This window comes from Polaromonas sp. P1_E3 (assembly GCF_056405935.1).
The window spans coordinates 1-6,361 of record NZ_JBFUBD010000157.1 but is presented as its reverse complement, the minus strand read 5'-3'; the positions used below and the strand labels follow the sequence as shown (position 1 = coordinate 6,361).

The window sequence follows — 6,361 nt, the reverse complement described above, 5'->3', positions numbered from 1 at the left end:
GCACGGAAATACTTCTGCTGCATCCATCCCGCTGGCGCTGGATACCGCCGTGCGCAGCGGCAAGATCCAAAAAGGCGACACCCTCATGCTTGAAGGTGTAGGTGGCGGTTTTACCTGGGGTGCGGTGCTTCTCAACTACTGAGCGGCTCCCAGCCACCGCGAGGCGTTTTCACAGACAGGTGGGCATTTGAAATTCAAACCGTCCGGTGCATTGGATCGCCTGGCAGCTGCCTTGCTGGTGCTGGCGTTCGCGCTGGCCGGATGGAAAGTCGTGCAGCGCGCGCCGGCATCTTCCTTTTCGGTGTTGACGGCCGGCCCTTCGGCCGATGCCAAATCGCTGCTACGCGCAGATTTGCCAGCACAGCAACTATCGCCGGATGGGCGCTTCCATTTCGACACCCAATTCGTGTCGTCGTCACCTGGTCAGGCTGTCCATGCGGCTTCGCTTGTGGAATTGCGCGATGGCCGTTTGCGCGCGGTCTGGTTTTCCGGGTCCCGTGAGGGAGCGGGGGACGTCACCATCCAGACCTCGGTGATGGATCCGGTCAGCTTGCGCTGGAGCGCTGAAAGTACCTTGTTCGATCGTCAGGCACTTCAGCAGGGCCTGTGGCGCTATGTCAAGAAACTCGGCAATCCGGTGATTGCCCGCGCGCCCGACGGCTCGCTCCGTCTGTGGATGGTCAACGTCTCATTGGGCGGATGGGCGGGCAGTTCGGTGAGCTGGGCACGTTCGAGCGATGAGGGGGAAACCTGGAGCCCGCCGCGCCGACTGGTAACTTCGCCCTTCCTGAACATCAGTACGCTGGTCAAAGGCACGCCCGTTAGTTTCGAAAATGGCGAAATCGGCTTGCCGGTGTATCACGAATTCATCACGAAATTTGGCGAAATCCTGCGGATTGACTCCCTTGGCCAGGTCGTCGACAAAGTTCGCATTCCCGGCAGCCGCACCGGCCTTCAACCGGTGGTATTGGTTTCCGAACCGGAGAAGGCACAGGTCTATATGCGATCGGGCAATGCCACGGCGCTGATGGCATCGGAGACGACGGACGCCGGCAAAACATGGTCGCGTGCGCATGCGAGTGCCTGGCCCAACCCCGATTCCGCCCTGGCTGGCGTCGTGACAAACACCGGGACGCAGTGGCTGGCGCTGAATCCGGCGCCGCGAAACCGCGAAATACTGGCCTTGCTGCAAACGAATGCCGGCGGTTCGTTTGACCGTGCGCGCCTCTGGGTTGTTGAGTCGTCTACCAATCCGCAAGTGCGCACCTCAGAAAGTGACTACGAGCGCTTGCTGACTCAGGAGCTCAAGGCTCGCGGCACCCGGGACGACGAAGCGGCTGCTTATGTAGCCAGTGCCCGGCGCCAGCTATGCGGCGGGCAGAGCTGCTCCCAGGAGTTCTCCTATCCTTATTTAATGCAGAGCCGCGATGGCTATCTGCATCTCGTCTACACCTGGCACCGTACGCGCATCAAGTATGTGCGGCTGGATCCTCTGCAAACCCTTCAGGCCGCACCCGCGGCGCTCGGCCATGTTTCCTCCGGCAAATGATTTGATCGCATTGCTTGGCATCAACCTGGTGCTCAGCGCCGGTTGCCTGCGCCTGCTGAGTTCGGGGCGCGGGATAAGACCATGGACCAGGTGGGCCACGGCCGCGGTGTTTGTACTGCTTTGGTGTCCAGTGGGGTCAGGCGGCTTGCCGGTGGTGGCTTATGTGCGCGGCGTCAGCTCGGACCTGAGCATTTCTCTCGTGGCCGTCGCTTGCCTGGGCATGTATCAGCGCCTGCGCGGCATTCCGATGGCGGCGCAGCGTGAGCGCATGTCCGTAAACCTTGCCTTCGCTGCCAGCGCCGTGTTCCTGTATCCGCTGGCTTTGGGCTGGAGTGATTGGGATGCTTACGGGTTGGGCTGGGGCACGTGGACCCTCTGGATAGCGCTTCTGGGTTTGTCACTGGCCTGCTGGGTTGAAGGTTTTCGGTTGCTGCCCGTGCTGCTGGCCCTGGCGATGCTGGCATGGGTGGTCGGGGCGCTGGAGTCCACCAACCTGTGGGATTACCTCATAGACCCCTGGCTGGCTGTGGCGGCAATTTATCAGTGCATCAAATCGGCTATCGGCTTGGGTTTTTCCCGGCTGCGGGGTACGCGCCAGAGCGCCATGACATCTTCAGCCTGACGGGCGAGGCAGAGTCCGGGAAATGAATATTCAACTTCTTAAAATGCATGCGGATGCTTTTCAACAATCCAAGAATTCGACCCATGGAGTAATCATTTGAAATCGTTTGCTATTGTTTTTCCCGGCCAGGGCTCGCAGTCGGTCGGCATGCTGGACGCGTGGGGTGACCATCCGGTGATCGCACAGACGCTGGCCGAAGCCTCTGAGGCGATGGGCGAGGATATTGCCCGGCTGATCAAGGAAGGGCCGAAAGAAACGTTGGCGCTGACCACCAACACGCAGCCCGTAATGCTGGTCGCCGGCGTGGCAGCGTATCGCGCATGGATGGCCGAAACCGGCCTCGCGCCGGCCGCAGTGGCCGGCCACTCGCTGGGCGAATATTCCGCCCTGGTCGCCTCCGGTGTATTGACTCTCGCGCAAGCCGCGCCGTTGGTTCGGTTTCGTGCGCAGGCCATGCAAGACGCTGTGCCGGTCGGTGTGGGTGCGATGGCGGCCATCCTGGGCATGGAAGCGTCCAAGGTGATTGAAGGCTGCGATGAGGCCGCGCGCAGCTTTGGGCCCAACACGGCGGAAGTGGTGGAGGCCGTCAATTTCAACGACCCGATGCAAACTGTTATTGCGGGCAGCAAGGCTGCAGTCGAAAAGGCCTGCGAAGTGCTCAAGGCCAACGGCGCCAAGCGCGCCTTGCCCTTGCCGGTCTCCGCTCCGTTTCACTCCAGCCTGATGAAGCCCGCAGCCGAGAAGCTGCGCGAAAAGCTGGCCGCAGTGGACTTCGGTGCGCCAAAGATCCCCGTCATCAACAACATTGAGGTTGCCGTGGAAACTGATTCGGACCGCATTCGTGCAGCGCTATACCGGCAAGCTTTCGGGCCGGTGCGTTGGGTGGAATGTGTGCAGGCCATCAAGGCCCGCAACCTCACGACGCTGGTCGAGTGCGGACCGGGCAAGGTGCTGGCGGGCATGGCCAGACGAATCGATCCCGAATTGACGGGCTTCCCCCTGTTTGATCCCGCCTCGCTGGCGGAAGTTAAGGAGTTACTGGCATGAGCGAAGTGAAGTTTGAGGGCCAGGTTGCGCTGGTCACCGGCGCATCGCGCGGAATCGGCGCGGCCATCGCGCTGGAACTTGCGCAAAAAGGTCTCAGGGTCATAGGCACCGCGACCAGTGACGAGGGTGCGGCCAAAATCGGCCATGCCCTTGCTGCCTTCCCGGGTTGCGCTGGAAAAAACCTGAATGTAAACGACGTCGCTGCGGCTGAAGCGCTCATCGAAGCCATCGTCAAAGAGCACGGCGGCCTGCACGTACTGGTCAACAACGCGGGCATCACGCGCGACATGCTGGCCATGCGGCTCAAGGACGACGACTGGGATGCCGTCCTCGATACCAACCTCAAGGCTGTGTTCCGCATGAGTCGCGCAGTCATGCGCACCATGATGAAGCAACGCTACGGCCGCATCATCAGCATTACATCTGTCGTCGGCGCTTCGGGTAACGCGGGTCAGTCCAATTACGCGGCCGCCAAGGCCGGTGTAGCCGGCATGACGCGAGCGCTGGCACGCGAACTTGGCTCGCGTAACATTACCGTCAATTGTGTCGCGCCCGGCTTTATCGAGACCGACATGACCGCCGGGTTGCCGGAAGAGCAGCAAAAAGCACTGTTGGGGCAGATTCCGCTAGGCCATCTTGGCAAACCGCAGGACATTGCGCATGCCGTGGCCTTTGTAGCCAGCCCGCAGGCGGCCTACATCACGGGCCAGGAAATCCACGTCAACGGCGGCATGTATATGTAATGTAGGCTTGGAGCCGTCAACCTGTGGTTTCATGAAAAACCGTGGTTGACAGTGGTAAAACATGGAAAATCGAAGCCGGTTTTTATCCGTCCGGCGCGGTGCTTAGGGAAACGACTCTAACGCGGTAAAATCACGGATTAATTTACAACCCTCAGAGGGAACTATGAGCGATATCGAAGCACGTGTTAAGAAAATCATTGCCGAACAACTTGGCGTGGAAGAAGGCCAGGTTACCAACGAAAAAGCCTTTGTGGCCGATCTGGGCGCTGACTCGCTTGACACCGTAGAACTGGTTATGGCTCTGGAAGACGAGTTTGGCATTGAGATTCCCGACGAAGACGCCGAGAAGATCACCACCGTCCAGAACGCGATTGATTACGCAAACACCCATCAAAAGGCTTGAGGCGCGGCATTTGCCAGCCTCTGCCGTCATCAAGCCTGAAAAGCCGTTCCAGGGCTTTTCAGGTTCTTCTCAGGATTTCTGAATGAGCCGTCGTCGTGTCGTCGTGACAGGTCTGGGTTGTGTCAGCCCGGTAGGCAATACCGTGGCCGACTCCTGGGCCAATCTGGTTGCCGGTGTGCCCGGGATTGACCTGATCACGCAGTTTGATGCAAGCAGCTTTGCCTGCAAATTTGCCGGTGAGGTTAAAGGCTTCAATATCGCGGATTACATTCCCGAAAAAGAAGCCCGGCACATGGACCGCTTCATTCACCTGGGTCTGGCTGCAGCCTTCCAGGCGGTAGCCGACAGTGGCTTGCCAACAGGCGATGCACTGGACGATGAACTGGCGACCCGCATTGGCTGCAATATCGGTTCGGGCATCGGCGGTTTGCCGATGATCGAGCAAATGCATTCCGAGCTGGTCAATCGCGGCCCGCGACGGGTGTCTCCCTTTTTTGTACCGGCTTCGATCATCAATATGATTTCGGGCCATGTATCCATCAAATTCGGCTTTAAAGGTCCCAATGTTGCGGTCGTGACGGCGTGTACAACCGGGCTCCATGCGATCGGCCTGTCTGCGCGCATGATTGAGTATGGTGACTGCGACGTGATGGTGGCCGGTGGTGCCGAGTCCTGCGTCTCTCCGCTGGGCATAGGTGGTTTCGCGGCAGCGCGTGCGTTGTCAACCCGTAACGAAGACCCCAAAACAGCGTCTCGCCCCTGGGACAAGGACCGGGATGGTTTTGTGCTGGGCGAAGGCGGCGGCGTGCTGGTGCTTGAAGAGTACGAACATGCCAAGGCGCGGGGCGCCAGGATTTATGCGGAGCTGACCGGCTTCGGCATGAGTGCAGACGCATATCACATGACCGCGCCCGACGTCGACGGGCCCCGCCGTTCCATGGTGATGGCCTTGAAAAACGCGGGTGTCAATGCCGACGAGGTCCAGTACCTCAATGCGCATGGCACTTCCACGCCGCTGGGCGACCTGAACGAAACAAATGCGGTCAAGGCCGCCTTCGGCAGCCACGCAAAAAACATGATGATCAGCTCGACTAAATCCATGACAGGCCATCTGTTAGGCGGCGCTGGCGGGATCGAGTCGGTGTTTACGGTGCTGTCCTTGTATCACCAGAAAATCCCGCCGACCATCAATATCTTTAACCAGGATCCCGAGTGCGACCTGGACTACTGCGCCAATACCGCACGTGACGCAAAAATCGAGGTTGCCGTCAAAAACAACTTCGGGTTCGGCGGCACCAACGGTACGCTGGTTTTCAAGCGCGCCTGATTCTCCGGCTATCGCACGTCCAGCAGCCTGCCTTGAGCTTGCACAACGCCCCGCCGGTTGTTTATCCGCTGGGGCGTTCGCGTTTTCAGGGCACCTTTTTGCTGGGGTTGTGGCTGTGCGGGTTACTTTTGACCGTGCTCTGGTACTTTCATGGAACCCGCCAGCTGGATTGGCGCCTCGGGCTGGCAGCCATTGCTGCACTGGGGGCTGGGGTAGCGGCCTACACCGGCTGGCGGAGGTCTCCGGTGGGCCAATTGGCATGGGACGGTGGCGTCTGGCGATGGGAGAGCGGGGGTTACCAGGCAGGCGTCGCTGAATATGAGCTCTCGGTCCTTGCCGACCTGCAGCACCATTTGCTGCTACGGCTTGAAAACCCTGCTCGCACACGGCTGTGGCTTTGGGTGGAGCGCAGCGTCATGCCGGAACGCTGGCTGGATTTGCGCCGGGCGGTTTATTCTTCGCGCAAGGCGCTTGTCACCTTGTCACCGCATGATTCGCTGCCGCCGGAACCCGTGCCGGCTGTGGCAGTATCGGGGTGTATGTTCCCAGCTAAAGTCACGCCCCAGATCCATGAGCGCTGACCTGCCTCCCCCGCAAGCAGAAAAAGCCACCGACAGCGATGCGATGCTGGTGGAGCGCACAGTGGCGGGCGACCAGAAAGCGTATGAGC

At 60.0% G+C, this 6,361-nt stretch carries 8 protein-coding genes; all 8 read left to right on the top strand.

Features of this window, described 5'->3' with window-relative positions; genetic code table 11:
* A partial coding sequence (locus AC1D0Z_RS14550; RefSeq protein ID WP_477658937.1) for a 3-oxoacyl-[acyl-carrier-protein] synthase III C-terminal domain-containing protein occupies positions 1–142 on the top strand: 142 nt, incomplete at its 5' end.
* A 45-nt stretch (positions 143–187) separates the two neighbouring features.
* Positions 188–1,549 carry a sialidase family protein gene (locus AC1D0Z_RS14545; protein WP_477658936.1) on the top strand — a complete coding sequence of 454 codons (1,362 nt, stop codon included), beginning with the start codon at positions 188–190 and terminating at the stop codon, positions 1,547–1,549.
* 1 nt (position 1,550) lies between these two features.
* Positions 1,551–2,171: a hypothetical protein gene (locus tag AC1D0Z_RS14540; protein WP_477658935.1), complete on the top strand. Its 621-nt coding sequence runs from the start codon at positions 1,551–1,553 to the stop codon at positions 2,169–2,171.
* Positions 2,172–2,267: 96 nt separating this feature from the next.
* Positions 2,268–3,218 carry an ACP S-malonyltransferase gene (gene fabD / locus AC1D0Z_RS14535; protein ID WP_477658934.1) on the top strand — a complete coding sequence of 317 codons (951 nt, stop codon included), beginning with the start codon at positions 2,268–2,270 and terminating at the stop codon, positions 3,216–3,218.
* Positions 3,215–3,961 (top strand): 3-oxoacyl-ACP reductase FabG, encoded by a 747-nt coding sequence (gene fabG / locus AC1D0Z_RS14530; RefSeq protein ID WP_477658933.1) that lies wholly within the window; start codon positions 3,215–3,217, stop codon positions 3,959–3,961. Before fabD ends, fabG begins: the two co-directional genes overlap by 4 nt.
* Positions 3,962–4,124: 163 nt before the next feature.
* A complete protein-coding gene (gene acpP / locus AC1D0Z_RS14525) occupies positions 4,125–4,364 on the top strand; it encodes an acyl carrier protein (protein WP_007873885.1) in 240 nt (79 codons plus the stop codon).
* Between the two features lie 82 nt (positions 4,365–4,446).
* Entirely contained in the window at positions 4,447–5,691 is a 1,245-nt protein-coding gene (gene fabF, locus AC1D0Z_RS14520; protein ID WP_477658932.1) for a beta-ketoacyl-ACP synthase II, read from the top strand.
* A 32-nt stretch (positions 5,692–5,723) separates the two neighbouring features.
* The gene (locus AC1D0Z_RS14515) at positions 5,724–6,272 is read left to right on the top strand and encodes a hypothetical protein (RefSeq protein WP_477658931.1); all 549 of its coding nucleotides are present in this window, start codon (positions 5,724–5,726) and stop codon (positions 6,270–6,272) included.
* Positions 6,273–6,361 lie beyond the last annotated feature (89 nt).

Coding starts and splice junctions, on each gene's coding strand:
- fabG (WP_477658933.1), top strand. CDS start 3,215: ATGAGCGAAGTGAAGTTTGAGGGCCAGGTTGCGCTGGTCACCGGCGCA.
- fabF (WP_477658932.1), top strand. CDS start 4,447: ATGAGCCGTCGTCGTGTCGTCGTGACAGGTCTGGGTTGTGTCAGCCCG.
- acpP (WP_007873885.1), top strand. CDS start 4,125: ATGAGCGATATCGAAGCACGTGTTAAGAAAATCATTGCCGAACAACTT.